The organism is Bradyrhizobium sp. UFLA06-24 (genome assembly GCF_054967145.1).
Genome location: NZ_JADFUE010000051.1, coordinates 1 through 23,782 on the forward strand (window position 1 = coordinate 1; position 23,782 = coordinate 23,782).

Annotated in this window: 20 protein-coding genes and 1 pseudogene; 13 read left to right on the top strand and 8 right to left on the bottom strand. The window is 59.6% G+C overall.

The annotated features are described in order from the left end of the window. Positions 1-244 precede the first annotated feature (244 nt). Complete coding sequence (locus IF809_RS29260; RefSeq protein WP_462839286.1) at positions 245-1,321, bottom strand: sensor histidine kinase; 1,077 nt, start codon at positions 1,319-1,321, stop codon at positions 245-247. 365 nt (positions 1,322-1,686) lie between these two features. Between IF809_RS29260 and IF809_RS29265 the strand changes: the two are divergent. Then, positions 1,687-1,813: pseudogene (locus IF809_RS29265) on the top strand (transposase); the annotation flags it as partial. Between the two features lie 951 nt (positions 1,814-2,764). Here IF809_RS29265 and IF809_RS29270 read toward each other — a convergent pair. Further along, a complete protein-coding gene (locus IF809_RS29270; RefSeq protein WP_453982708.1) occupies positions 2,765-3,070 on the bottom strand; it encodes a hypothetical protein in 306 nt (101 codons plus the stop codon). 383 nt (positions 3,071-3,453) lie between these two features. Further along, a complete protein-coding gene (locus IF809_RS29275) occupies positions 3,454-3,981 on the bottom strand; it encodes a hypothetical protein (protein WP_462839287.1) in 528 nt (175 codons plus the stop codon). Between the two features lie 848 nt (positions 3,982-4,829). On the opposite strand from IF809_RS29275, the gene IF809_RS29280 reads away from it, so the two are divergent. Further along, positions 4,830-5,642 (top strand): PEP-CTERM sorting domain-containing protein, encoded by an 813-nt coding sequence (locus tag IF809_RS29280; RefSeq protein WP_462839288.1) that lies wholly within the window; start codon positions 4,830-4,832, stop codon positions 5,640-5,642. 271 nt (positions 5,643-5,913) lie between these two features. Here the strand turns inward: IF809_RS29280 and IF809_RS29285 are convergent, their stop codons facing one another. Next, positions 5,914-7,542, bottom strand: a complete 1,629-nt coding sequence (locus tag IF809_RS29285) for an ATP-binding response regulator (protein ID WP_462839289.1) — start codon at positions 7,540-7,542, stop codon at positions 5,914-5,916. Between the two features lie 146 nt (positions 7,543-7,688). Next, positions 7,689-8,288: a response regulator transcription factor gene (locus tag IF809_RS29290; protein WP_462839290.1), complete on the bottom strand. Its 600-nt coding sequence runs from the start codon at positions 8,286-8,288 to the stop codon at positions 7,689-7,691. Positions 8,289-8,482: 194 nt separating this feature from the next. On the opposite strand from IF809_RS29290, the gene IF809_RS29295 reads away from it, so the two are divergent. Beyond that, the gene (locus tag IF809_RS29295) at positions 8,483-9,097 is read left to right on the top strand and encodes a PEPxxWA-CTERM sorting domain-containing protein (RefSeq protein ID WP_462839291.1); all 615 of its coding nucleotides are present in this window, start codon (positions 8,483-8,485) and stop codon (positions 9,095-9,097) included. Positions 9,098-10,420: 1,323 nt separating this feature from the next. On the opposite strand, the gene IF809_RS29300 is transcribed toward IF809_RS29295, so the two are convergent. Then, the gene (locus tag IF809_RS29300; protein WP_462839292.1) at positions 10,421-10,606 is read right to left on the bottom strand and encodes a hypothetical protein; all 186 of its coding nucleotides are present in this window, start codon (positions 10,604-10,606) and stop codon (positions 10,421-10,423) included. A 757-nt stretch (positions 10,607-11,363) separates the two neighbouring features. Here IF809_RS29300 and IF809_RS29305 point away from each other — a divergent pair. The 4 genes from IF809_RS29305 to IF809_RS29320 all read left to right on the top strand — a co-directional run bounded on the left by IF809_RS29305 (position 11,364) and on the right by IF809_RS29320 (position 15,317). Continuing rightward, a complete protein-coding gene (locus IF809_RS29305) occupies positions 11,364-11,663 on the top strand; it encodes a hypothetical protein (RefSeq protein ID WP_453982714.1) in 300 nt (99 codons plus the stop codon). Between the two features lie 524 nt (positions 11,664-12,187). Continuing rightward, positions 12,188-13,456, top strand: a complete 1,269-nt coding sequence (locus IF809_RS29310) for a CaiB/BaiF CoA transferase family protein (RefSeq protein ID WP_462839293.1) — start codon at positions 12,188-12,190, stop codon at positions 13,454-13,456. 64 nt (positions 13,457-13,520) lie between these two features. Further along, the gene (locus IF809_RS29315) at positions 13,521-14,750 is read left to right on the top strand and encodes an acyl-CoA dehydrogenase family protein (RefSeq protein ID WP_453997599.1); all 1,230 of its coding nucleotides are present in this window, start codon (positions 13,521-13,523) and stop codon (positions 14,748-14,750) included. 9 nt (positions 14,751-14,759) lie between these two features. Then, positions 14,760-15,317, top strand: a complete 558-nt coding sequence (locus IF809_RS29320) for a flavin reductase family protein (RefSeq protein ID WP_453982716.1) — start codon at positions 14,760-14,762, stop codon at positions 15,315-15,317. Positions 15,318-15,348: 31 nt separating this feature from the next. Here the strand turns inward: IF809_RS29320 and IF809_RS29325 are convergent, their stop codons facing one another. Then, positions 15,349-16,257, bottom strand: a complete 909-nt coding sequence (locus IF809_RS29325) for an NAD(P)-dependent oxidoreductase (protein ID WP_462839312.1) — start codon at positions 16,255-16,257, stop codon at positions 15,349-15,351. A gap of 177 nt (positions 16,258-16,434) precedes the next feature. Between IF809_RS29325 and IF809_RS29330 the strand changes: the two genes are divergently transcribed. The 6 genes from IF809_RS29330 to IF809_RS29355 all read left to right on the top strand — a co-directional run bounded on the left by IF809_RS29330 (position 16,435) and on the right by IF809_RS29355 (position 22,792). Further along, on the top strand, positions 16,435-17,418 hold the full coding sequence (locus IF809_RS29330; protein ID WP_164938997.1) for an ABC transporter substrate-binding protein: 984 nt from the start codon (positions 16,435-16,437) through the stop codon (positions 17,416-17,418). A 77-nt stretch (positions 17,419-17,495) separates the two neighbouring features. Beyond that, on the top strand, positions 17,496-19,190 hold the full coding sequence (ilvD, locus tag IF809_RS29335; protein WP_462839294.1) for a dihydroxy-acid dehydratase: 1,695 nt from the start codon (positions 17,496-17,498) through the stop codon (positions 19,188-19,190). A gap of 125 nt (positions 19,191-19,315) precedes the next feature. After that, a complete protein-coding gene (locus IF809_RS29340) occupies positions 19,316-20,161 on the top strand; it encodes an ABC transporter ATP-binding protein (RefSeq protein WP_453982718.1) in 846 nt (281 codons plus the stop codon). Between the two features lie 14 nt (positions 20,162-20,175). Then, positions 20,176-20,943, top strand: a complete 768-nt coding sequence (locus IF809_RS29345) for an ABC transporter permease (RefSeq protein WP_462839295.1) — start codon at positions 20,176-20,178, stop codon at positions 20,941-20,943. Next, complete coding sequence (locus tag IF809_RS29350) at positions 20,940-21,707, top strand: ABC transporter permease (RefSeq protein ID WP_128965049.1); 768 nt, start codon at positions 20,940-20,942, stop codon at positions 21,705-21,707. The genes IF809_RS29345 and IF809_RS29350 overlap by 4 nt, the downstream gene beginning before the upstream one ends. Before the next feature lie 38 nt (positions 21,708-21,745). Further along, positions 21,746-22,792, top strand: a complete 1,047-nt coding sequence (locus IF809_RS29355; protein WP_462839296.1) for a M29 family metallopeptidase — start codon at positions 21,746-21,748, stop codon at positions 22,790-22,792. Here IF809_RS29355 and IF809_RS29360 read toward each other — a convergent pair. Next, a complete protein-coding gene (locus tag IF809_RS29360; RefSeq protein ID WP_462839297.1) occupies positions 22,789-23,781 on the bottom strand; it encodes a 3-hydroxybutyryl-CoA dehydrogenase in 993 nt (330 codons plus the stop codon). The two genes, IF809_RS29355 and IF809_RS29360, sit on opposite strands and share 4 nt — an antisense overlap. Position 23,782 lies beyond the last annotated feature (1 nt).

Here is a 23,782-nt window from a genome sequence, read left to right on the forward strand (position 1 = left end):
GCGCTGATATCCATGATGGCCCGGAGCATATGCTCCAATCGGAGGCCGGATACATTGATGCAAGACCGCTCACCACCGACCCGACGAATTCCTTCTTGCGACGCGCGGCCGGACCATACATAGGGTCACCCGCGACGGTTTGGTCCAGCGCGGGCGGGGTCCGGTCTACCCTTAGGTTCGGACGTGTTGGCGTGCCGACGAAGCGACACGATGGGCCAAGTTCAGACTTGGCGCTCTAAGAGCCTCAGAGCGTCAGCCGGTCAATCGCCAGCTCAATCGTTGCGATCAAGCCCTTCTTTGGCCAAGCGTAAGATATGGAGCCTTTTAGCGATCGGATGCTGGTTGCTGTGAGCACCGAGCCAAAACCGCTCGATCTCGGGGTGGTCTGGTTCACAGGACCTCCACTCTCAGCCCATCGGAGCTGAAGGCTGTTGTCCTCGACGCGCCAGAGCACTTCAAGGCTTCCCCCAAAGCAGGAGAGAGCGCCATACTTTGCGGAATTAGTCGCGAGTTCGTGCAACACCAAGGCCAACGTCCTGGTCGCATCCCGCCCAAGGTGGATGTCAGGACCTTCGAGCCGGGTATTGTAAGATTGGTACGGGCGGAGAATTGTCTGCAAAAGATCGATCAGGCATGCTCTCGATTCCCCGGGATGATCCTCTGACCTCAAATGGACCAGATCATATGCGGCCGATAGCGCCTGCAGTCTACCGCGCATTGCGTGGGCGAGCTCTTGAGCCGTGCACTCCTGCTCCGCGGCCATGTTCAGGAGAGCCTGCACCACGGCTAATTCGTTTTTCAGGCGATGCTCCATCTCACGGGCGAGCAACTCCTGCCTTTCGAGCGCCGTTTCCATTTGCTTGTCCTGGTCTGCTACGCGAAGCGCCAACCCCGCGAAAGAGGCCATCTCACTTGCGATTTCGGCATGGTTCGCGTCGAAATGACCTTCGTTCTCGGAGACCAACCACAGGGTTCCCAACGGTTCGTCGGCCCCCATGTACAAAGGTACTAGCAAAGCTTCCGGTACGGAGAGGTCTGCTTCCCGAATCCAACTATACGCGCGCTCCGGTCGTTCCACGAGGATCGGCTTCCGCTGGTCCAGTGTGATCCCACACGGGCTGTCAAACCTCGGGATGGTTGCGCCCGCAAAACTAGCCAACTCTCCTCTGACATAGTGCCAACGGAAAATTCCGGGGGCCGGCTCAGCCTCGTAAAGACTGATGCCGCCCGATACGGCTCCACACTGCTCCATCGCGCATTCGACGAGGACGGGAAGCACCCGCTGTGGGTCGTCGATCATCGCGCGGGCCAGATCGCGCATGGGTAGTCGCTCTTGGAAAAGCCGTGGCCGGAGCTGCCCTCTTCGGGCAAGTTCATCTGTTATGAAGACGGATGCAAGTTCAGGCTCCATCCTTCGCCCCCTGATGCAACCAAGTACCCGATGCGCGCTATTAACTTATGTGAATATCTCAACGCCCAGAGGTGGAGTGAATATTGATCTAGAAAATGTCGCCAACGTCAAGGGTTGTACGAGTCCGGTTGGGGTCATTTTCGACGGTCTCATCGGGGATCGTCGGCAGGTTGATGTCCGCTTCTGCCCATAAGCGCCGGACCGCGGCCGAGCCAGAAGCGTTGCGCTTGGCCGGACTCCTGTGATTCAAAACTCCCAAACTGGGGGCTCGAATCATGCGCTACGAACTCGCCGACTATGGAATGGGCTGCCACAAGGCCGATGCTGCCGAATAAGCCGCGTGGCGCTCCGCGGGTAAACGACCGACGAGTCCTCAATAGTATCTTCTGGGTCCTGCGATCAGACTCGCTATTCAATAGCGGTGACTGCACGGGAGTTTGGGCAGCAATCAAGCCGCGCTCGCTTAGCGCTTGTTCGATTAATTGCTGAGCTTCCTAAAGCAAGGAGTATCCGCCCACGGTCGCGTCATTGGAAATACTGGCATTCGTTCTCTAGGGAAGTGGATGCACGCGTGGCGAAATCCCGAAAGCCTTGGTCGCTTCGTACACGATAAGGCTGACGCTGCAAGAAAGACGATGAGACTTAGCCCTCATAGGTTTGGTGCCCATGTCAAACGCAATGCAGATGATCGTGGCTGGCTATGTTGAGGTGCGGGATCGACGCGCGTTGGAAGACGAATTAGCCCATCCCCGCCAGGTGCTGGCCAAACTGCAAGCTATCCGGCATCAACCCGGCAAATGCTATATCTGTCGTACAGGATGAAATAGGTCTGATTAACGCGGGACTGGAGGAGTTGAAGCCTCCTTCGGGCTCTCTGCATCAAAAGGAGTGGAGTGAGCCTTCGGTTGCGGCGCCTCGACGGTAACCGGAAAGAAATCAATCAGGTCTAACCTTTATTGCGCCACCGGACTGGCGCATTCGCATGGGCATGAGGAGACTCGCTCGCTAGCGCGGGCGGGTTTCTTTTTTGATTGACCACAGGTGCGTGGGTGCGTGTCACTGTGTCAAAGAAATCATTCGGATAAGATAGCGCGCGCGACCGAGCCCGGTCGGTCCTGCGACGATGATGTTTTCCGCGCAGCAATTCAGATCGCCTAGCTGAAGCCTCAGATCTATGGGCACGGTCAGAGCGTTCGGCGCAGCTCATCGAGCGGTTTGCGCTGACATTCGAAGGGCTGCAAGCCGACGCCACCGGGGTGCGTGGGCTACCAAATCTAGGTGAGGCGCTGAAGGTGTCCTGTTGGGGGCAATTTGATCAGAGGAGCGCCAAGGGCCGCCGAAACTTGCATCGGATCATTGCAGTTTTCGCCCGAGGTCTCTTAAGATCGCGTGCAGGAAATCACTCGCATGGTCGTACCGCGTCCCACCGCTCGCGAGTTCATGGGCGCGCGGCTCCACTACAGTACCGAGGATTTCTGGACCGACTAGATCAGCTGCCTCAGACCATTGCTGCAGCAGTCGATCAGGAATGTATTCCGCAGACCCGAACAACCTTAAAAGGCACTCCTCGCCTTCGGCTTTGTGGTCGTGATGAGCTTTCGCTGCGTAGAAAGCGAATAATCCACGAAAAGCATCTCGGGAAACGGGTGGTTTTGCCATTGCAATGTCCCCGCGGAATGGAATGCTCAAAGAAGAGGCCACCTAAAGGCGACCTCAGGAGTTCAATAGAATGATCTAATATCTGGCGTTGAAACGCCCGCCGCAGCGTTGCCGTTACTTCAGAACCGAGTTTTAAACAGAGGTGAATGGAGCGTGCGAGCCCCGCTCACAGAAGCATGCCAAGATAATTCGCTTCTGCCAACAAGAATTTGATGATTGCCGGGAAATTCTGGCAATTCCAAGCGTATGTAGGTTTTGGCGAGCGAGGGATCACGATCTTCTACGAAATTTACCTGCTCGACGAGCTTGCAATGCCTTGAGTTTGGATCTGGCTCCCAGCCAGGTCAGCTCGCTCGCGCGAGCAGCATCATGGGCCTGGCTCCTCACGTTTCCCCGACTTCGCCCTGAGCACTTTCGCGCCCTTCATCGGTGCCCCGTCGAAGCGCCGAACCGACGCCGCGTTGACCGGCTTGTACGTTTTCCGCTGCGATCTGTTGGTGATCGACTGAGCTTGCCATCTTGGTGCTCTGGTTGGCCGCGAAGTCGCTGCCGGCGACGCGATAGATCCAGGTGAATTCGTGGCCGAACCAGAGGCGGTATCGCGCAAGCGACTGAGCGCCGATCGTCACCCGTCCGCCGAGTTCATACCTCAGCCAGTTTCGGTCGGCCGCCGCCCGCAACAGTTTGCGAATATGGGCACGCGAGACTGCGAACTTGTCGCTCACATCTGACAGGGAAACGACGCCGGCTGCCCCCAGCCTTGTAATCTCCAGGTGACTGAGGATCTCCATGAAGATGTGGTACCCGCAATGGCGGTCCATGAAGATGCGCACCTCCGGGAAGGGCTCGAACAGAATGTGATGCTCGCGCCGGTAGGCCTCGACATTGCCTCGGACGAAACGCGACAGCACGCCAGGCCCATTCGGCGGGAGCTTTCGGCCAGGCGATCACGGGCTCGAGGGCGGAAAAGCGGATCGAGAGATTGTCCTGCATCGTCTCAATGAGGGCCGCCGCCGGACGCAACCGATGCGCCGGTCCGGGCGTGACCGGTTCGTCGTAAACAAACATGCCACCCTGCCGCAGCAACGCAATCGCGTTGCGGACGGCCGTGGCTCCAGCAAGCTGTCCTTCCGCGCAAATCGCAACCAGCCTCCTCGCGTGGGCGCTCTCGCGGGCGTGCTCGTCGAGATAGAGGACCAGCAGTGCGACAGCCCAAGTCACGGTATCGACGATGCCGGCCCGCCGGCTCAGCGCAACGGAGTGGAAGTCGGCTAGGCCGCGGCAGAAGGCGAGCATAGCTTTGTCGAAATTCGGGTGTTCGACGCGACGCTCAGCTTCGCCTGAGATATCCGCGAGGTCCGGAAAGACGCAGCTCATCTCGCGCTGCGGCGGTAATCCCGTACAGGCCGTGGGCGGAAGTGGAGTTCCGCGACCAAAGCTGCCGCACGCAGATGAACCGACGTTGCGGCTTGCTCCGCCCCTGTGCAGGTTTGTTCCATTGAAGCGCTCCAGCCAGTCAACTAAATCGCGCTGCCAAGCATTGGTAGCGCGTTTTTCCGTGCGGGCAAGAGCGGCGGCCTTGGCCTCGCTCGCTGGTTCTGCCTTTTCGGCCCGCAGCGCCTGCTTTGTAGGATCCTCATGATCTGGAGCGCAATTTCTAATTGGGTCAGGCTTGACGGTTGTGTAGCCACTCCAAGGTGCGGGCTCACTACCGTGCCGATGGGTTTCATGGATGACATCGCGAATTGGAGAGACTGTCGTGCAAGTGAAGAGACTAACGATCGTGCGGATCAGATCATATGTGTGCGCAGCTGCCGCGCTGCTGCTTTGGATGTCGTCCGATGTTCCAGCTGGCGCGACGATCGCGCTCGATGGGGTGTTGAACGCCGTCGCAGACGCATCCATTAACGGAGATAGAGCAAGGGATCTTCAGCGAGAGCATTGGACCGGCACCCCGAAAACGCTGGCTACGAATGTTCTTGCCCGGGCGACTTTCGGGCCCGAATTCGTCACAGCTTCGGGAAACGCGGTTGCGACTTGGAATTCCGCGGACAACGGTTCGGTTTTCTTCCGCAATTACGGTTGGCATTTCATGAATCCGCAGCACGCCGCCGTCGCGGATCTGTCGCACAAGCTCGAGGTGAACGATTGGTCGTATACGTTCAGAGCCACAAGCGACGGCATCTTTGCGATGAATTGGGACATCAGGCTGGTCAGCGGGAATGGTTTGGGGCTCAAGGGCTGGACTATCAGTTGGACTGGTGCCGGCGCCACCGGATACACGCAACCCGACCTTTTCAATCCTACCGAGTCGGGAATTTTCGAAGGAGCCGTCCGCGCCGGTCGGTTCTATACGATAGCTATCCAGGGCGACGAGGATTTCATCCTCCGCAATGGAGGCGTCGCTATCCAGGATGCAAACTATTCCGGCTATATGAACGGCGCCTTTTCGTGGTCGATTTCCAGCGTGCCGGAGCCTTCGACCTGGGCAATGATGCTTCTCGGATTGGCCGGCCTTGGCTATTTCGGTTATTGTCGCTCGGGCGGTGGCTATGCACGGAGAAGTGTGTAAGCGGCCGGTAAAGACTTGCCACTGGCGCCAGTCCAACACCTAGCAGGTTGTTGCTGAGCGACTTGATCTAACTGCGACGGAGCTGAACCCGATGGCATTGTCGACGCGGTCGATGAAGTTGCCTGCTTCCGGCTGAGTTATTCCCAGTCGCGAAGATCGCGTTTATGGGTGGTCGTCGAGCCTTGCGGCCTTCACGCTGAAGCACAAATGCCAACGTCAACGGAGTAATGGAGAGGCGGCATAGGTTAAGTAGCTGCGCCAGCGGCAACGCCTACGATGGGTCGCAGCGCTTTATGTTTGCTCCGGCAATGTGCGCGCGCAGAATGGCACGCAAGCGAATCGGCTTGATCGGCTTGCGCAAAACGACGATATTGCGGCGAGCTGCTCCGTCCATCACCGCTTTATCGGTCTCTGCCGTCATCAGAGTGAGCTGAACTCGATTGCCAAAGGATTTTCCGACCTGATCGGCGAGGTCGAGTCCCGTCGCCCCATTTCCGAGACGATGGTCCAGTAGGACATGGGGCAGCGCATCTGGAGGCGAGGACTGCAGAACTTCAAGCAATTCCATCTCGTTACGACAGCTCAGAACTGAAATGCCCCAATTGGTAAGCAATCTAGTCAGCGCATCCTCCACCAGCGCATCGTCTTCAACAATGACCACCTTCTGAGTCATAGTGCTCTGAAGATCAGTTGATGCATCAAGTCCGGTTGGAGTTCGAGGAGCCCTCTCTGCGCGGGGCACCTCGACGCTGAATAAGCTTCCGCGACCAACAGCTGATTTGCACGCGACCGGCCACTGCATGCCTGTGCATAGACGCCGGACGATCGAGAGGCCAAGCCCATACCCAAGCTCACGTGCCCTGCCGCTGTTGCCGACTTGATAAAACTCATCGAATATCTTCAGCTGTTCCTCTTGCGAGATCCCGATCCCAGTATCGACGACGCATATCCGGACGGCACGGCCGATCTTGCGCGCGCCCAGCAATATCGTTCCTTGGCGGGTATATTTCACAGCGTTCGAAAGCAGGTTGAGCAGAACTCGCTCGAGCAGGTCTGAAGGCGCCCAGCACCACAGGCTGGTCGGGACGGTCTTCAGACGCAATCCTTTCGCCTCTGCATCAGGGCGGAATTGGTCCGCCAACCGGACGAACAATGCTTGTAGTGAAATAGGGGCGGGGCGCGCCTGACGTAAACTCGCGTCTATGTCGGCGACCTTCAATATCGCGCTAAACTGGCGCTCAAGGGTCGTTACACATTCGATCACTCGCGTGGCGATATCGCGACGCGAGCCGTCATCTTTCGCGCTCAGTAGAAGAGGAGCATATAAACTCAGCGCCTGCAGGGGCTGCTTCAGATCATGACTGACAGAGGTGAAGAACCGAGTGCGCTCAGTCATAGCGTCTTCGACTAGCCTAGTCTGTAATTGCTGTCGCTCGAGCAATCCAGCGAGCTCCAATCGGCCCTCGATCAGCGCGGTAATATTGCGGCGTCCTAACACACCAAGAAACCCAACGAAGGGAAGTGCGAGGAGAAGCAAAGCAGCTCCCAGACGTGTAACATCCGTGCCTTGGGCCAGCAGCCAGCAAGCCGCCGGTAGTATACCAGCAAGCCCAGTTGCGATCAGCGAAGGTAGGAAAGGCGCCGCCGTATAGGCAGACGCAGCCGTGAGATTAATGATCCCCCATAGAGGAACTATCAGCGAGACGATATCGCCATGCTGATACATCAGAATGGGACCCGAACTCCAGGCAAGAGCCCTTGCTCCTGACGCAATTGCTCTTGCCCAAGCCCAACTCAATAGTTGGTTGTCTTTCGGCGCGTTGTGGCGAAAACTGCGGTCAAGCAATGAAAGGCAAATGTCGGCGCCGGCGATTCCGCCAAGCCAAAGCAACACGCGCATCCAATCGGCTCGACCAATATGGAGGCATAGGAGCGCGACAAGAATAGCTCCCAGTGTTGAGAATCCCAAAAAGAAGAATCGGCTGGTGTGTGGACGATACAGTGCGCGGATTCGCTCAGCAGCGACCGCATCGAATTTAGTATGAACTAGATCAGCCCGAGACGGGTCGCTTTGAATACCGCTTCCGTTCGGTTGCTTGCGCCAAGCTGCGCGAAAATGTGCTGCCAATGGTTTCTCACCGTGCTCTCTGAAATGTTCAGCCGTTCACTAATTTCCTTATCAAGGTACCCACCTGCTGCGAGAAGAACAATCTCCTGTCTGCGAATTGAAAGCGAGCCGTCACGCGCGCTGGTAAATTCCTTCTCGTCAAAGACCATTCCGCCGGCGAACAACGTTTCGATTGCAGATGCCAATTGAGTAACATCTCGAGTTTTGGACAAGCACGCAACACCGCCTAGCTTCTTAACACGCGCAATGAGGTCCGAGGTGACGTCTGCACACAGGATGCCGAGACCCACATCGCAATGGCTAGGAGCGAGCGTACGCAAAATCGATATGCCGTCTCCATCGGCTAGCCGGTAGTCGGCTAGGATAAGATCGATATCGGCCCTTGCGTCTACGAGTTGCAGCGCCTCTTGGGTGCCTGAAGCGACAACAACATCAAGATCATGGACCAGCTCGAAGAGAGCGCGTTTTAGCCCCTCCCGATAGATCGGGTGGTCGTCTACAAACAGCATCGTCCGCATGGAACTTACCTATCTCTTATGAAAAACCAAACGCAGAATTTGCGACTGCATCTGTCGATATCGATAGATAGACGGCGGCAACAATCAATTGCACCCTGCTGGGGTACCGTGCCTTAGGAAGGCATAAATAGCCAGCCCTGGCGATCGGCGCAGGTAGACCGCTTGCACGAAAACATGGAGCAGGAGAAATTTCCATGAGGCTCTCAGCGATTTTCTTTTGTATCGGTTTTGGTGGAGCGGCCATGGCTTCCTCTGCTCACGCTTCGATTGTCAATTACGACGCAACAAACCCTGCTGGCACCACCATCATACTTGCTGCGGGAACCTACCAGGTTCAGCTGATCGGCACTGCCGCAGGAGGCGCCTACGATGCTTGGGATCCCTGGTCAGGTGGGACTGTGTCAGGTTGTGACGGTACTGGCGCAAACTGCGTTCAAGGGTGGACCGAACGATTCACGATGTCCTTCAACGGTAATACAACGCAATACCTGTTGCCCAGCAGCTCGTACTTTTCCTCGGCGACCCAAGCGCTCACGGCGTATACGACTAGCCCGCTGGATCAGCAGATTAATGGAGGTCCATCAACGCCCGCCCCCAATCCAATAACGTTTTCCCTCGCCGCGGCAACTCCGGTGACTTTTGGCGTGGCGGACTTTCCCTATAACGACAACACGGGAGGAGTGTCTCTTGACGTCACTCCGATGACGAGCGCTGTACCGGAGCCCTCGACGTGGGCGATGTTGATGGTGGGTTTTCTAGGTCTCGTCGGTCTAGCTAATCGGCGAAAATCGCGATCGCAGCTGGCTTAGGGTTGCTACTTCAACGCTTGCCTGCCTTTGCATGCCGGTTGTGCACTCCCGTGCGGCACAACGATGTTCGCGCAGACGATGGCTATTGGAAGCGCTGCAACACAGTCATTGGCCGGATCGGCGCTCTAACGAACAAGGCTCACTCTTTTCCCGAGGTGGGCCACGCCGTCGATAATGCGGAACTACGGCTGGAGGCTTCACACAAGCCGAGCTATTTCGCTTCCACTTCGTTGGAGCTCCTCGATGCGCGCAATTGGGTTGATCATTGTAGGTATGTTGGCCGGCCTTGCCTGGTCTGCCGAGGCAAAGCAGTGCCCCGCGGACCCGTTCTTAGCATCTAAGACGATCTGGAATTGGGGCGAGTTTCGGACAGGAGAGGTACGCACCGGCGTGCACCCATGCGGGCGCAAGATGACTTGCATCGGCGGAAAGATCTCGGCCAACGTCATCATCAAGCGATCATGTCATTGGGATTGAAGAAGGCTGATCGCTCCGTTCGACAGGGACGTGCGTGTGCTCCCTGGGCAAATCGTCTCTCGCCATCTTGTCGGCATTCAGCGTTTTTTGCCTGTCAAATACCCATCGCAGCATGAGCCTTCCTTAGAATTTTTCTGAAGTTCGAGGACGCTGATTCATTGAGGCGCGACCAGAGCTACTTGACGCGGGCTGAATGGAAGATGTTGGCCGAAGCCTGTCATAGGCGTCTCCAGAGGGGACATTGTTGATCCCAGTGAAGAACCGTTCGCCCCGATCGTGAGCGCGGTAGATTGGGCGGCCGTCCTGCGCCGCGAAACGGGCCTAGTGCCGGGCCGTTTCCTCTTCGGCCGCCCCATGGACAAGCTCCAGCACTGGGCAAGATCGCGAGGTCCGATCCGCTCAAGCGAGGTCGGCAGATCGGTACAATCCTCCTCGCTCGCTGGCGTCCCCCTCGGCGCGAAACTTTGGTCGCGTCACAAACCTCCGCTTCCCTATAAGCCCACTTCGGGCGTTCAGTCGCTCACATCCTCACAGCGCAATAGAGCGCGGCATCTCAGGTAATTGGACTCGCCGACATGATTGCAGGGCGGGCAGGTTCACCGGCGCCACTGCAGGTGCAGGCGCTATTACCGAGCCAAGGCCGAAGGATGCCGAACCTTTCTTCGGCAGGCTTGGCGCGATACTCGAACTGGGCGAGCAGCTCCCGCTCGACCCAGACTCCGGCCGAAATCTCCTGTCTGTTCTGTGGCCAAGAAGGTGCCCTCTGGAAGTAAAAGAAGCAAACCGCCTTGGCCGAAAGCGGGGCCGCGGTCCGCTTCGCCGTCGGAAAGAAATTCAAGTCGCCTATCAGGCGAAGAAGAGGGGCACGTTGGCGTCGGCCGTGAAGAAGGCGGAGAAGAAGGTCAGCAACAACCGCAAGAAGCTCGAGCGCAGAGTTTGGGCGCAAAAGAGAACAGGAAGTTCGAATACTGCCGATAGGGCCGGGAAGCGTCGCGTGCCGCGCAATCGGCGGTCGTTTCGGTTTTTCAACATTGGGACCTTGACCCGTCGGGCAAAACACCGGCAGAATGGCATTGTGGGAAAGGAGGAGCTGGCCCGCACACCGAGCGATCGGCGGGTTCTTTGTTGGGGACCGGCGACCAGAATGTTGCCTGGATGCACGATGGCGGGGCAGTCACCCCTGCGGTACCGCTCTAACGGATGGGAAAAGCAAGGAGATCGGAGCGGTTAAACGAGTGCCGGCTTGGTTGAGGACGGTGGAGCGCTTCGATGCGGACTCGCGACCTATGATGGGTTGAGCCGTGCTGTGAGCGAAGTCGTGGCAGGAGAGCGCGAGCTTGCAGAACTGGAGTGGCTAGTTCTCGATTTCGCGCCTGCGCGATCAAACGCCGTTAAAGGCTCCTCTGACTCATGCAGTCGTGAGGTGGCAAAAATCGCACTTTTTGGTTGAACTCGTTGGCTCACGGCAACGGTCAAACGCCAAACACGCATCTATGTGGAACTTGTGAACGCATCTTACATGGAACGCTCGTGACCCTTAGCGGTAGGGCTCGCTAGATCAGAGCAAGCTGCGCTTACGTCTGATCAGTTCCTCTGCTTTGCAGTCTGCCAATGCCTAGATATTCCAGGCATGTTTCATCAGTCGCCAAATTGCTAGTCTGAGACACGGTCCTGGGCCCTGGATCAAGGGATCCTATGGCCTGATCTGCAGAGATCAGCGGCAATCTCGTCGTTCCTTCTGCTTCGCCGAGGGCGGATTGGAGAAGGTTACAAAAAGGATCATCCAGCCATGAAGATGCCGGACGACGAAATCAGGGTCATCGTTGCCAAGATGCTGGCGGAGCAGCAGAGGCTTCAGCATGACAGCGTCGATGCGATCGTGCTGAAGACGGTGGGGTCGGTGCTCGCTTCGTTTGGCATCGAGGATGATGACCGAAAGGAGGTGAGGGCGGATTTCCAGCACTTGCGGCGGTGGCGAACGACCCTGGCGCAGGCGCAGAGTTACACCCTCAAGATCGTGATCACAATAATTGCCACCGGCCTGATGGGGGCCGTTTGGCTGGGCGTGAAGGTGTTGCTGGGTAAGTGAGAGCCCGCCGCAGCGTCAATTTACCGTTCCTTTCCTTTGAGTGGTCCCATGTGCGGAATTCCTGCGGTCTATACGTCCGACGAGACGCTCTGGAGACCTTGGCTGATCTATTTCGGCTAACCTTCTTCGATGATGCAGCGATGTCGCAGTTCGAGCTCGGGGCCTGGTGGCTCGCTTATCATGCCGACGATGGGGTCCGTCGGTGTCGTGCCGTCCAACCAAGTTCGGAATACGCTACTTCGCCAGCGTAGGAGCCATGCAGCGGCATCGGGCAAGGGATTTCAGCTCCAGGTTAGCGAAGCTTGCTTCATTGACTGGAGATTTCCGCGTTGCGGAAGGTGCTTTTTCGCGCCTTGCAGGTGTCGGCCTCGTGCCTCCGAAATCCAGTAAGGACCCGGCAGCTTGGCCGCTGCCGGGTTCGTGAAGCGCTCTGATTGAATCACTTGCGAAGTTGGCTGCGTACGGCTTTAAGTTTGCTTACAGCGAATTCGGCGAGCACAAGCCGATGTAAGGGAGCACCAGGGATGTCCACCAAGCCTCAATTGCCGGAGCGGCCGTCGCGGGCGGCGGGAGGGCCAACCGCACTTGACGGTCTCTTGGTGATTGATTTCACGCGCGTTGTGGCGGGACCCGCCTGCACCCAGACGCTCGCTGATTTTGGCGCGCGCGTCATCAAGATCGAAAACCCCGATGGCGGCGACGATACCCGCGCCTATGAACATGCCGAGATAGGCGGGGAAAGCGCGGCCTATCTCAGCTTGAACCGCAACAAAAGCGGCATCGCGCTCGATCTCGCGGTTCCGGAGGCGCGGGAGATCGCCTTGGATCTGATCCGTAAGGCTGACGTGGTCGTCGAAAACTTTTCCAGCGGGGTCATGAAGAAGTTCGGCCTCGATTACGAGGCCGTGGCGCCGCTCAACGCGCGGCTGGTTTATTGCTCTATCTCCGCATACGGGCGCACTGGACCGTTCGCCTCGCGCCCGGGCTTTGATCCCATCACGCAGGCTGAAAGCGGCTTCATGTCGCTCAACGGCTTCGCCGATGGTCCGGCGGTTCGTACGGGGCCGCCAATTGTCGACATGGCGACCGGAATGTCGGCCTGCAATGCCATCCTGCTGGCGCTGCTGGCGCGGGATCGGCTCGGTCGCGGACAGCATGTCGAAGTCGCGCTGTTCGACGTTGCCATGGGGATGACCGGCTTCTACGGCATGGCCTATTTGATCAACGGCGAGAACCCCGGCCGATTCGGCAACTCGCCGAGCGGCTCTCCCACCGTGGGTGTCTATGAGGCGTCCGACGGTCCGCTTTACATGGCTTGCGCCAATGACCGGTTGTATCGACGGCTGGCGGTCGAGGTGCTGAACCGTCCTGATCTCATCACCGATCCAAAATTTGCAACCCGAAAGGCCCGGTCGGAGAACAAGGAGCTCCTGCGTGCGGCTATCGCCGAGGTGTTCGCGAGCGACACTCTCGAGAACTGGATGACGAAGATGAAGCTGGCCAATATCCCGGTCGGTTACCTCCGAACCGTCGAAGAGGGCTTCAATGCGCCCGAAGCCCGGGAACGCGCGCGTCTGAGCCGGATCCCGCATCGCACGGCGCGATGGGTACCGAACATCGAGCCACCGATCACCATGAGCCTGACCGCGACCGTTGATCCCATGGCCGCGCCGCTATTGGGAGAGCATACAGAACGTGTCATGCGCGAGACGCTTGGTTACGATGACAAGCGGATCGCGGCCTTGGCCGAAAAAGGCGCATTTGGGCTGGGCAAGACCCCCAGGTCGGACTGAGCGCCGCTCCAGCTTGATTTGGCAAGGTTCCCGCCGCATAAATGCACGAGAGCGAGGGACGCGAATGGCGCTTGGTGAACAGTCGAGCAGGGGGCAATCGGCGGGACCAGTCGCCGGCGATCCAGCCTATGCGGCGATGATCGCGAAAACCCGATCTCTCGTGCCGCAATTGCGGGAGCGGGCGGCTCGCACCGAGGAATTGCGGCACCTGCCACCGGAGACCGAGCGGGATCTGCATGAGGCCGGGCTGTTCCGGATGCTTCAGCCGAAACGCATCGGCGGCGCCGAGCTCGATTACGTCGCTCTGGTTGATTGCGCCGAACTGCTGGGACGAGCCGACGCGTCGGTGGCATGGAATCTAGCCAATCTGGCAAGCCATCACTGGATGCTCGGCATGTTTGAGCCGAGTGCACAGGATGCGGTCTGGGGCCGAGATCCGGACGTGCTGATTGCCTCATCTTTCATTTTTCCGGCGGGCCGCGCCAGCAAGGTGGAGGGTGGATACCGGCTACACGGAAGCTGGCCATTTTCGTCGGGCGTCGGCTCCTGTGCGTGGAATATGCTCGCGAGCGTCGTCTCCTCCGATGATGAGGCTGACGGTATCGAGTACCGCATCTTCCTGTTGCCGAAAGCCGACTACAAGATTCTCGATACCTGGAACGTCGCGGGACTTCGCGGCACGGGCTCGTCGGATGTCGAGGTCAGGGATGCCTTCGTGCCCGAGCATATGACTGTCGCGGTCGGGGAACTTGCAGGTGGCGCGACGCCCGGCAGCAAGGTCAACCCCAATCCTCTGTATGCTCTGCCCGTGTTCTCGTTGTTTCCCTATGTTCTCTCCGGCGTCGCGCTCGGAAATGCGCAGGCATGCCTGAACGATTATGTGGAGGTCGTCCGACACCGCATATCGACGTACAATCGCGCCAAGCTCAGTGATTTCCAAAGCACGCAAATCAAGATCGCTGAGGCCTCTGCCAAGATCGATGCTGCGCGCCTGATCATGCGCTCGGCCTGCATCGCGGCGATGGAGGACGCCCGGCGCGGCCACACACCCGACATGGCGACCAAGACCAGATATCGACGCGACGGAGCATTTTCGGTCAATCTGTGCACGGATGCCGTCTCGATGCTATTTGCGGCGAGCGGAGCGCGAGGTCTGTTTACCACAGGCGTCCTGCAGCGGCAGTTCCGCGATGCGCACGCGATCAATTCCCACCTCGCATTCAATTTCGATGCGGCCGGAACCAATTATGGACGCGTGGCGCTCGGCCTGCCGTCCGAGAATCTCACGCTGTGAGGCCGGCCGATGAATGACCTGCCAAAGCAGCCCGCTGCTCTTGATCCAGCCAATGAGTTCGCGAGCGACAGTTCGCAAATCGACCCGCGTGATTTTCGCAATGCACTCGGCACCTACGGCACGGGTGTAACGATCATCACAGCTGCGGCTGTTGATGGAAAGCCGTATGGAATCACTTGCAATTCGTTTGCGTCCGTCTCGTTGAATCCGCCCCTGGTCCTCTGGAGCCTCGGAGTCTATTCATCGAGTCTGACCGTGTTTCAGAACGCCAGCCATTTCACCGTCCACGTGCTGGGCACCTCACAACAGGCGCTTGCAAACAAGTTTGCAAAGTCATCCGATGACAAGTTTGCGGGTGTGGACTGGACGCCTGGCCTCGGCAACGCGCCGGTTCTCACCGAGAGCGTAGCGAATTTTCAGTGCCGATCGGTCAATCGCTATTATGGTGGCGATCATGTGATTTTTCTCGGTGCGGTCGAGGCCTATGCCTATAGTGCAAAAGAGCCTCTGCTGTTTGCGCGAGGGACGTATGGCCGCTTTCTGGCCGACGACGCGCGCACGAAGTAGCCGTAGGGACAATTCGAGTGCGCTCGTCAGTTCAGCGATCGGAGGCGGAGAGCTTGTAGATCTCCAACGCGTCCGCGTCTGCGCCGCGCGCGGCCTTGGCCAACCTGAAGATCTGGCCCGCAAGCGTTGCCATGGGCACGGGCGTCGACGTCGCCCGGGCCACGTCGGCAACCGTATCGAGGTCCTTGAGCATCGTCGCGATATGGCCGAGGGGCGGGGAGTGGATGCCCTGGACCATGCGCGGGACGAAGAGCTGAAGCGGGATCGAATCCGCAAAGCCCCCGGCGAGCGCCTCGGGCAGCCGGCTTGCGTCAATACCTGCATTCGAGGCAAGGCGCGTCGCCTCAGCAAGCACGGCCATTGCGCACCCAACGATCACCTGGTTGCAGAGCTTTGTGGTTTGACCCGCGCCAGTTGGACCCATGTGCGTAAACCGGCGCGCCATGGCCAGCACATAAGGCCGGGCCCTCTCGATGTCAGCAGCTTCTCCGCCCGCCATGATGGCCAAGGTGCCTTCTTCGGCGCCCTTGGTGCCGCCGGACACAGGCGCATCGATCCAGCTTGCGCCGTTCGCAGCTTTCAAACGTCCCGCAAGCTCGCGCGCGGCGTCGGGGTGGATCGACGAGAAATCGACTACGAGCTTGCTCGCGCCGGGAGCTGCCGCAAGGCCTTCGGGCCCGAACAACACTTCTTCGACGGCGGCGGCATCTGTCACGCACATGAAAACGATGTCTGAGCTCGTCAACAGGTCGCACGGCGTAGCCGCGCGCTTGGCGCCGGCCTCGACGAGCGGGGCGACCTTGCTCTTCGAGCGGTTCCAGACGCTGACGTGATAACCTGCCTTGAGCAAGCGCCGGGTCATCGGCGTGCCCATCAGCCCCAGACCGAGGTAACCCAGCCTCTCGCCGCCTTGCGGGTTTGTCTTGCTTGCATCAGCCATGGGTTGCCTCCTTCTGTCGCGGCGCAGCGCCGCGCGGCCGCTTCGCACCATACCTAACGCATCCCACCGCGATACTAGACCAGCTTGCATGGCTTGCCTGATTGTTTGAACCATGAAACATTTGGGCCGGTTCGGGTTGGTGGCGTCAGTCGGCGCCGGAACAACGGAGTGGGCATGATGCGGGCAGTTTCGGGCTGGATGCTGGCAATAGGGGCCATGGCGGCCATGGTCGTGGGCGCAGGCCCCTCGCGGGCGCAGCAGACCATCCGTGTGGGCTGGACTATCCCGGCCGAGGAATCCAAATACTGGATGATGCGCAGGCCGGCCGAATTTCCCGATATCGGCAAGACCTACAACATCGAATGGACTCAATTTCAGGGCACCGCGCCGATGACGCAGGCTTTGGCGGCCGGCGCCCTGGATTGCGCGACGCAGGCGCCGCTCTCGCTTGCCAACGGCGTGGTCGGCGGCAATCTCAAGGCCTACATTGTGGCGCAGCACGTCTTCGAGAAGCCGGGCGGCTTCTCAGTCTACTGGGCGGTGATGGATGACTCCCCAATCAAAACCATTGCCGATCTCAAGGGCAAGACCGTCGGCATTTCCGTGATCGGCGGCGGCACGCAAGGTCCCTTCAACCTGCTGCTGAAGCAGAACGGCGTCGATCCGGCGAAAGACATCAAGTTGGTTGAGGTCGGCTTTGCCGTCTCAGAGGATGCGCTGCGCCAGGGCCGAGTCGATGCGGTCAACATGAACCAGCCCTTTGCGGCTCGGGCGGAAGCCAAGGGCGGCACGCGCAAATTGTTCTCGCTGTCGCAGGCCATGCCGAACATCGTGCACATTCTGGAAGCCTGCCGCGCCGATTTCGTCGACAAGAATCCTGAGCTGGTCAAGGCCTATGTCCGTGACATCACGTCGGGCATGAAGAAGGCGTTGGCGAACCGTGAAGAGACGCTGAAGGTGGTCAATGAAGTACTGAAAGCACCCATTCCCGTGCTCGACACCTACCTGCTCAAGGACAATGATTTCGGCCGCGATCCCGGTGCTGCCCCGAATTTCCCGGCAATCCAGAAGATGCTCGACATTTATGCGGAGACGGGGATGCTGCCGAAGCTGGATGTCGCGCAGTTCAAACATCCGACGATCGTCGCGCCTCTGCAATAGGCGATCGGGCAGCTCGAAGGATCAATGGGGCGGCATGTCTCGCAGGGTGCGGGACATGGCATGAAGATGATAAAGGCATGAAGAAGTTGCGATCACGGATAACGACTGACGGCCTGGACCGGGCCCCGCACCGTGCCTTCATGCGTGCCATGGGTCTGGATGATGCGGCCATCGCCAAGCCGATGGTGGGTATTGTCAGCATGAAGGGCGAACAGACGCCCTGCAACATGACCCATGACTTCCAGGTGGCCGCGGCCAAGACCGGAATCGAGGAGGCCGGCGGCACGCCGCGCGAATTCTCGACTATCTCGGTCTCCGACGGCATCAGCATGAATCACGAGGGGATGAAGTTCTCCCTGTTCTCGCGTGAGCTGATCGCCGACTCCATCGAAGCCGTCGTTCACGGCCTCGCCTATGATGCCTTGATCGGATACGGCGGGTGCGACAAGACGCTTCCGGGCGTGATGATGGGCATGGTTCGTTGTAACGTGCCCTCGATTTTCATCTACGGCGGAAGTTCGCTGCCTGGCCGCGTCGACGGGCGGACGCTGACGGTGCTCGACTCCTACGAGGCTGTCGGCAGCTTCATGACGGGAGAGGTCGATGCCGTGACACTCGAGCGGATCGAGCGCGCCTGCCTGCCGACCATCGGCGCCTGCGCCGGTCAGTTCACGGCGAACACGATGGGGATGGTGTCGGAGGCGATGGGCCTCACCATTCCCAACGTGTCCATGGTGCCCGGCGTTTACGCTGAGCGCGCGCAGATATCGCGGCGCGCCGGACGGCTGATCATGGAGATGCTGACGCGTGGCGGACCGCTGCCACGCGATGTCGTGACGCGAAAATCATTGGAAAATGGTGCGGCGATTGTAGCTGCGACCGGCGGCTCGACAAACGCGGCGCTGCACCTGCCGGCGATTGCCAACGAGGCGGGCATTGCATTCACGATCGACGATGTCGGCGAGGTCTTCGCCCGGACACCGTTGATCGGTAACTTGCGGCCCGGAGGGAAGTACACGGCGAAAGACGTCTATGATATTGGCGGCGCGGCTGTCGTGATCAGAGAGCTGATCAAGAGCGGGCATATCGACGGCAGCTGCCTCACGATCACGGGCCGTACGCTTGCGGAAGAATACGGCGCGGCCAATGCCCCCGATGGTGAGGTCGTTTACGCTGCCTCTACGCCGATCATGGCTGACGGTGGTGTTGCGGTCCTGAAGGGAAATCTTTGTCCCGACGGGGCGGTCATCAAGGTTGCTGGGCTGAAGAGCCAGCTCTTCGAGGGCGTGGCCCGGGTGTTCGAGGACGAGGAGGCCTGCGTCGCGGCTGTTCGCGACCGCAGCTACAAGGCCGGCGAAGTCTTGGTGATCCGCAATGAAGGGCCCGTCGGCGGCCCCGGCATGCGCGAGATGCTCGGCGTCACCGCGCTGATCTACGGCCAAGGAATGGGTGAGAAGGTCGCCCTTATTACCGATGGGCGGTTCTCGGGTGCCACGCGCGGCATGTGCATTGGCTATGTTTCTCCCGAGGCGTTCGTCGGCGGTCCACTGGCGCTCGTCCGCGATGGCGACAGGATCCGGATTGATGCCGCCGGCCGCCGCATGGATCTGCAGGTCGACGAGCAGGAACTCGCCGCACGCCGCCGCGCTTGGAAGCAGCGCCCGCCGCGGCATCGAGCCGGCGCGTTGGCGAAATATGCGCGTCTGGTCGGTCAAGCACCTGGCGGAGCTGTCACGCACGAGGGGCCCGCGGAGTGGCCGTGGTTTGATTGAGGCACCGTGCGCGTGCGAAGATGACGAAGTGATTGGCAAGTTTCTTGCTAGCATCGTAGCTCTGAGAGAGGACGTTCAGCTGAGCCGTTCCAAGACATTCAGCCGTAGGTGACGCGGGAGACGGGATGAAGGTAGTGCCTTCGAGATCGAGTGAATGGGTGAGACCGGTGACATCACAAAGGCCGGCTTCTACGATCATCGATATCGATCGCGTCTCGCAGGTCTTCCAGACCTCGACGCGCAAGGACCACTTGGCCCTGTCAGATATCTCCCTGACGATCGAGGAGGGCGCGTTCGTCTCCATCCTCGGCCCGTCTGGCTGTGGCAAGTCGACGCTTCTTTACATCGTCGGGGGATTTGTCAGCCCAACCAGCGGCACGGCGAAGATAAAGGGACAGCCGATCACGGGGCCGGGCCCGGATCGCGGGCCGGTGTTCCAGGAGTTCGCGCTGTTTCCATGGAAGACCGTGCTGGGCAATGTGATGTATGGGCCTCGCCAGCAAGGCGTGCGAGCAACGCAAGCAGAAGCGCAGAGCCGCATGCTGATCGAGATGGTCGGCCTCAAGGGCTACGAGAATTTCTATCCGAAGGAACTGTCGGGCGGCATGAAGCAGCGCGTCGCGCTGGCCCGGACGCTTGCCTATCATCCCGAAGTCCTGCTGATGGACGAACCGTTCGGGGCGCTTGATGCTCATACCCGGACGCGTCTTCAGAACGATCTCTTGAATATCTGGGAGCGTGACCGCAAGACGGTGTTGTTCGTCACCCACTCAGTTGATGAAGCCGTCTTCCTTTCGGACAAGGTCGTCATGATGTCGACATCCCCCGGTCGCATCCGGGAAGTTATCGATATCGATCTGCCGCGACCGCGGCGCCGCAACGAGTTGTTGCTGGACCCGCGATACCAGAAGTACGTCGTCGACATCGAACGCATGTTCGATGAGAGCGACGAAGTCGGGTCGCCGTCTTGATCTCGCGAGCTGCTATGACCAGACGCGCTGCGCCCGTGCTGGCTTGCATCGGCCTACTGGCAGTGTGGCAGATCGCGTCCCTCGCGCTCAAGAGCGATAGTTTCCCGACCGCGCTAGAAGCGGTCCGAACCATCCCGGATATCCTTAGCGACAAGGAATCTCTGATCAATATCCTGGCCTCGCTCCGCCGCATGACGATCGGGTTCGGCATCGCGGTACTGGTTTCGATTCCGCTCGGCCTGTTGATGGGCCGCAGCCAGGCTGTCGCGGCCTTCTTCAACCCGTTGCTGATGGTAATCTACCCGGTGCCGAAGGCGGCGTTAATGCCGATTATCATGCTGTGGCTCGGGGTCGGCGATATCACCAAGACGCTGGTGATCTTCCTCGGCGTGAGCCTCCCCGTGATTTACCACAGCTTTGAGGGGGCCAAGGCCGTCGAGGAGAAGATGGTGTGGTCGGGCGCGGCGATGGGGCTTTCGCCCTTGCAGCGCCTGACACGGATCGTATTGCCTGCCGCGCTTCCGGAAATCATGACCGGGTGCCGCACCGGGCTGGTGTTGGCACTGATTACGATGATCACGAGCGAGATGATTGCGCGCCAGTCGGGCGCGGGGAATATTCTGTTCAACGCACTGGATATGGGCCAGTACGACACGGTCTACGCCATGATCATCATTGTCGGTGCAATGGGCATTTGCCTGGATGCGGCGTTCGAGGGCATTCGTGCAAGGCTCGTGCGCTGGTCTGAGCCGCAGTTCGACTTGCCGCTGAGCTTTTCATGATGCGGCGTCTTCTCTCAGCAAACGTCATGTTTGGGCTGGCACCTATCGTATTGGTGATCGCGCTGTGGCAGGGCCTCGTCTCGTTCGGCTTCGCGCCAGTCGTCCTGCTGCCGCCGCCGGGCGTTGTCTTCGGCCGGCTGCTTCAGCAACTTATGACTTGGACCTTCCAGCAGGAAATCGCGGCGACGCTGATCCGGCTGTTTGCGGGCTTCGCGATTGCAGTCGTGCTTGGCGTCAGTCTCGGCATTGCGGCCGCTGCCAGCCCTGCGATCAATGCCGTGGTTCGGCCGATCGTACGGGTGCTGGCGCCATTGCCGAAGGTCGCCCTCTATCCGGCGTTGCTGCTGTTGCTTGGCTTTGGCCATGGATCGAAGATCACTCTGGTAAGCGCGGATGCGCTCTTTCCCATCCTGCTCTCTACCTATTACGGAGCTTCGATGGTTGAGCAGAAGCTGATCTGGTCGGCCATGGCAGCCGGAACGCCGCGGTATGATGTTCTGTTCAAGGTCGTCTTGCCTGCAGCGATGCCATCGATCCTGACCGGATGTCGCATCGGCCTTGTCATTTCCTGCATCGTGGTGTTTCTGGCGGAAATGATTACGTCGACGGACGGCTTGGGCCATGCCCTCGTAACGGCGGCCCGCACTTTCCAGGCTGTCGACATGTTCGTGCCGCTGATTACGATCTCGCTGCTGGGGTTGGTCCTGAATGCCTCGCTAGGCGCCGTGCGATCGTACCTCCTGCGGGGCTTCCCTGAGGCTTGAACGAACCAAGCAAGAAACCATAAGACCGGGAGTGAACCATGCTGGCTGATCGCATCGAGGCAAAATGGATTGACGCGTTTTGCGAAATCTTTGAGCGATGTGCCGTCAAGGCCGGCGATACTGCGGCGATCCTTTCGGAGACCCAGTCGCGCGCGCTCAACGTACATCTGGCGGAGCTCGCGCTGCTCCGCATGGGCGCCCGGCCGTTCCACGTCATCATGCCGACGCCACGCAATCGCAATATCGTCCCGGTTCGCTCGACGGGGGCCAGCGAAGCGATACAAAAGCTCGGTCCGGTGATCAGCGCGCTTCAGCAGGCCGGGTTCGTGGTGGATTGCACCATCGAGGGTCTGATGCATGCGGTGGAGACACCCGAGATCCTGAAGGCCGGCGCGCGCATCCTGGTAATCTCCAACGAGCATCCCGAGGCGTTGGAACGGATGGTGCCGGATCCGGCGCTGGAAAAGCGCGTGCGCGCCGCGGCGAAGATGCTGCGCGGCACCAAGCGGATGCGGGTCACTTCTAAGGCCGGCACAGCGCTGGATGTGGATATGGTCGGGGCTTCGACGGTGGGAGTGTGGGGCTGGACCGACAAGCCGGGCACGCTGGCCCATTGGCCGGGTGGCATCGTCGTCAGCTTTCCGAAAAGCGGAACGATCAACGGCACGCTGGTGATGGCGCCGGGCGATATTAATCTCACCTTCAAGCGCTACCTGACCTCACCGGTGAAGATGACCCTGAAGGACGATTACGTCGTCGAATTGGAGGGCGAGGGCACGGATGCGGCGATGATGCGCGCTTATTTGGCCGCCTGGGGCGACCGCGAGGCTTATGCCGTGTCGCATGTCGGCTTCGGCATGAACCCGGGTGCCCGCTATGAGGCGCTGTCGATGTATGACCAGCGCGACACCAACGGCACTGAAATCCGCGCCGTTTCCGGCAACTTCCTGTTCTCGACCGGCGCCAATGAATTCGCGGGCCGCTACACTGCCGGCCATTTCGACCTGCCGATGATGGGAACGACAATCGAGCTCGATGGCGTCGCGGTGGTACGGGAAGGTGTCCTCCAGGACGTCTTCGGTTAGCTGCGGTCGATGACGGGCGGGCGAGCGAGACCGAAATGGCGAAGCAGGTCAACCATGGCCTGAAGCCGTTTGGCACGATAAGCGTCGACGTCCATGCCTGAGTAGTCGAGGAAGCCTGCGCCTGTGCGCAAGCCGATCCGACCTTCGTGCATGTTGCGAGAAATGACCTCCGGTGCACGATAGCGGTCGCTGCCCAGTGCGTCCTCGAGATAGCGGCTGGCGTAGTACAGAATATCCCCGCCGCCCCAATCGATGAACTCGAGTAGTCCGAGCACGGCATAGCGGAACCCGAATCCGTAGCGGATCGCTTTGTCGATCTCTTCCGCGCTGGCGACGCCTTCCTCGACCATGCGCGCGGCCTCATTCATGGCGAGAGCCTGGATACGCGGAACAATGAAGCCGGGCGTCGCTGCGCAGATCACCGGCACCTTGCCGATGCCTTCGAGCAGGGCCTTCACCTCATCGATGATGGCTGGATCTGTGGCCTTGCCGGGTGACACTTCCACCAGCGGGATCAGATAGGCCGGGTTGAGCCAGTGCACGTTGAGGAAGCGACGAGGGTTCACGATGACCCCGGAGAGATCGTCGACGAGGATGGTCGACGTGGTCGATGCAATGATCGTATCTAGGCCGACCTGTCGTGAAGCGGTCGCCAGCACCTCGCGCTTGAGCTCGACGATCTCAGGAACGCCCTCGAACACCATTCCTGCTTCTGATAGCGCGGCGTCGCTCTGGCGCGCCGGTACCACCGAAACCCGCGCAGCGAGCGGTTCGATGTCTGCCTCGGTCAGCAGCCCCAACTTTGAGAGGCTAGTAAACGTCTTTCTGACTTCGCCGAGCGCGTCCGCCTCCAGTCTGGCGAAATCATCCTCCGTGCGCGCTTTGACGTCAATCATTGTGACCTGATGCCCGGCATAAGCGAATGCGACAGCAATGCCGCGGCCCATCCGGCCGGCTCCGAGGCAGGCAATGGAGGCGCGTCGGGCCATC

Excerpts from the sequence above, each read along its gene's own strand:
- IF809_RS29260 (WP_462839286.1), bottom strand. The coding sequence starts at position 1,321 with ATGCGCGATCTGGCCCGCGCGATGATCGACGACCCACAGCGGGTGCTT.
- IF809_RS29270 (WP_453982708.1), bottom strand. The coding sequence starts at position 3,070 with ATGGCAAAACCACCCGTTTCCCGAGATGCTTTTCGTGGATTATTCGCT.
- IF809_RS29285 (WP_462839289.1), bottom strand. The coding sequence starts at position 7,542 with ATGCGCGTGTTGCTTTGGCTTGGCGGAATCGCCGGCGCCGACATTTGC.
- IF809_RS29290 (WP_462839290.1), bottom strand. The coding sequence starts at position 8,288 with ATGCGGACGATGCTGTTTGTAGACGACCACCCGATCTATCGGGAGGGG.
- IF809_RS29295 (WP_462839291.1), top strand. The coding sequence starts at position 8,483 with ATGAGGCTCTCAGCGATTTTCTTTTGTATCGGTTTTGGTGGAGCGGCC.
- IF809_RS29300 (WP_462839292.1), bottom strand. The coding sequence starts at position 10,606 with ATGTTGAAAAACCGAAACGACCGCCGATTGCGCGGCACGCGACGCTTC.
- IF809_RS29305 (WP_453982714.1), top strand. The coding sequence starts at position 11,364 with ATGAAGATGCCGGACGACGAAATCAGGGTCATCGTTGCCAAGATGCTG.
- IF809_RS29310 (WP_462839293.1), top strand. The coding sequence starts at position 12,188 with ATGTCCACCAAGCCTCAATTGCCGGAGCGGCCGTCGCGGGCGGCGGGA.
- IF809_RS29315 (WP_453997599.1), top strand. The coding sequence starts at position 13,521 with ATGGCGCTTGGTGAACAGTCGAGCAGGGGGCAATCGGCGGGACCAGTC.
- IF809_RS29320 (WP_453982716.1), top strand. The coding sequence starts at position 14,760 with ATGAATGACCTGCCAAAGCAGCCCGCTGCTCTTGATCCAGCCAATGAG.
- IF809_RS29325 (WP_462839312.1), bottom strand. The coding sequence starts at position 16,257 with ATGGCTGATGCAAGCAAGACAAACCCGCAAGGCGGCGAGAGGCTGGGT.
- IF809_RS29330 (WP_164938997.1), top strand. The coding sequence starts at position 16,435 with ATGCGGGCAGTTTCGGGCTGGATGCTGGCAATAGGGGCCATGGCGGCC.
- ilvD (WP_462839294.1), top strand. The coding sequence starts at position 17,496 with ATGAAGAAGTTGCGATCACGGATAACGACTGACGGCCTGGACCGGGCC.
- IF809_RS29340 (WP_453982718.1), top strand. The coding sequence starts at position 19,316 with ATGAAGGTAGTGCCTTCGAGATCGAGTGAATGGGTGAGACCGGTGACA.
- IF809_RS29345 (WP_462839295.1), top strand. The coding sequence starts at position 20,176 with ATGACCAGACGCGCTGCGCCCGTGCTGGCTTGCATCGGCCTACTGGCA.
- IF809_RS29350 (WP_128965049.1), top strand. The coding sequence starts at position 20,940 with ATGATGCGGCGTCTTCTCTCAGCAAACGTCATGTTTGGGCTGGCACCT.
- IF809_RS29355 (WP_462839296.1), top strand. The coding sequence starts at position 21,746 with ATGCTGGCTGATCGCATCGAGGCAAAATGGATTGACGCGTTTTGCGAA.
- IF809_RS29360 (WP_462839297.1), bottom strand. The coding sequence starts at position 23,781 with ATGGCCCGACGCGCCTCCATTGCCTGCCTCGGAGCCGGCCGGATGGGC.